The following is a 2,288-nucleotide window of genomic DNA, read 5'->3' on the forward strand; positions in this document are numbered from 1 at the left end:
GAACGGCGGACTGTTAATCCGTATGTCGCAAGTTCAAGTCTTGCAAGGGGAGCCACATTCAAGAAAGCCAAGTCGAGAGACTTGGCTTTTTTTCGTTTGAATAAAAGTAACGCAATTCAATAACACATCAGTTCAACATTAAATCTTGATCTTCTAGTAAATGGACTACGTCCGCCACCCTCAATAGAGTAATTGCTCTTGCCTCTGTTTATTCATTTGACAGCGAAAAATGTTCTTCTGGGGACTTTTTTTTCTTCGTAAATTTAATCTTCATCATGTTTTGATACCTTTCTGATACCTGCACTACACGACTTAGCTTAAGATTCGTGAATGATACACCATACTTATTATTAGATCGCTGCACGGGGAAATATGAAATTAAAAACGCAAGCTTATTTATTATCAGGCATCATTTTGATTGCCTTGCTCGCACTTACGGCTACAGGTTTATGGACCTTAAGAGTTGCTAGCAACATAGACAACAAAGCTCGCGTGACAGAGCTATTTAAAAGTGCATACAGCATTCTTACTGAAGTCGAAAAAATGGCTATTGATGGCACTCTAGAAGAACAACAAGCCAAACAGCTGGCCACTCGCCTACTGCGCAACAATATCTATAAAGACAATGAATATGTATATGTTGCTGATGAAGATATGACTTTTGTCGCAACACCTTTAGATCCGCAACTACACGGAACCAGCTTTAATGATTTTAAAGATGGCGATGGAAATAGCGTTGGCCAACTTATTCAGCGAGCACTTGGCAATAGAACAGGACAAATAGTCGAATACACCTGGACACAAAAACTCCCCGACGGAAGCATTGAAGAAAAACTGTCCATCGCAGAAAAAACACCTCATTGGGGTTGGGTCGTAGGTACAGGTATCGGCTTCAATGAAGTCAACGCAAGGTTTTGGTCAACAGCACAATGGCAACTGATTTTATGTTTGGCTATTGCTGGTGTCATTCTTTCAAGCTTGATTATCTCAATTAAACGTATGCTATCGCTACTTGGCGGTGAACCCAAAGACGTAAGAGAAGCAGTACAAGCTGTCGCAGAAGGAAAAATCCAAACATCGTTTGAGACTCAAGCTGAGCAAGGCAGTATCTATCACGCTGTACAACAAATGAGTCAATCACTGGCAGAGTTAGTATCAAACCTCAACTCTTCAATGCTAGCGTTAAGAGGCGAATTACAGCGCGTGGAAGATCGTGCAGGTTCTATCGCTCAACTTACTGAAACTCAGCAACAATCAACTGAAATGATCGCAACCGCAATGACTGAGATGGCGTCTTCAGCAAATAATGTTGCCGATTCAGCTGGCGATACAGCTCGTAACACCGACGAGGCAGACAAACAAAGCCAACATACTCAGCTCCTAATCCACAACACAGTAGATAATATTCAAGGCCTAGCAGGACAATTAGGTACAGCCAGTGAAGCTGTTGCTAACCTAGACAACGACGTAAACAATATTGTTAAGGTATTGGACGTTATAGGCGATATTGCAGAGCAAACTAACCTGTTAGCACTTAACGCTGCTATTGAGGCTGCGCGAGCGGGTGAACAAGGTCGTGGATTTGCAGTAGTGGCGGATGAGGTACGTAATCTTGCTGGTCGAACGCAATCGAGCACCAAAGAGATTCAGTTAATGATCAATAATCTTCAAGAAGGTTCCCGTAACGCCATTCAAACAATGAATGTGTGTGCGGCAACGAGTGAAAGTACTGTAGCAGAGTCTCAGAATGCCTCTGAAGCGCTACAACAGATTGTGATTGCATTAGAGTCTATATCATCAATGAGCCATCAAATCGCAACAGCAGCCGCTGAACAGACCCAGGTAAGCGATGATATATCGAAGCGTATCAATATGATTGAAGAAAGTGGCAACCAACTGAGCGATGTCGTAACGGAAAGCCATAACAGTACTCAAACTTTAGCTTCTCTTTCTAACGAATTAGAGACTTGGGTAAATAGGTTTGAAGTAAAACACTAAACTCTCGAGAAAAACCTTTAATATAAAAGCACGTTTTCATACGTGCTTTTTTTATTTCAGCGCTCATTCAAAGCAGTTAACCGTAGTTTTGCCATCTTTTAAGGCATGCTAGACCTAGGTTTTTCTACCCAAACGAACAAAAACAACCCACTAAGTATAGAAAAACATCAAACAATACTTTTTTTGCAATTTAATGTTGACCCAGAACGCGAAAACACGTTTAATACACCTCGTCGCCCGGATAGCTCAGTCGGTAGAGCAGAGGATTGAAAATCCTCGTGTCGGTGGTT

1 protein-coding gene is annotated in these 2,288 nt (G+C 41.8%); it reads left to right on the forward strand.

Features of this window, described 5'->3' with window-relative positions:
* Positions 1–372: 372 nt before the first annotated feature.
* Positions 373–1,998, forward strand: a complete 1,626-nt coding sequence (locus AB6E08_RS23035) for a methyl-accepting chemotaxis protein (RefSeq protein ID WP_017101452.1) — start codon at positions 373–375, stop codon at positions 1,996–1,998.
* Positions 1,999–2,288: the final 290 nt, after the last annotated feature.

The organism is Vibrio sp. 10N.247.310.24 (genome assembly GCF_041467175.1).
GTDB lineage: Bacteria > Pseudomonadota > Gammaproteobacteria > Enterobacterales > Vibrionaceae > Vibrio > Vibrio tasmaniensis_A.

What these genes read in the sequence shown, in the direction of transcription:
- AB6E08_RS23035 (WP_017101452.1), top strand. Translation starts at nt 373, where the DNA reads ATGAAATTAAAAACGCAAGCTTATTTATTATCAGGCATCATTTTGATT.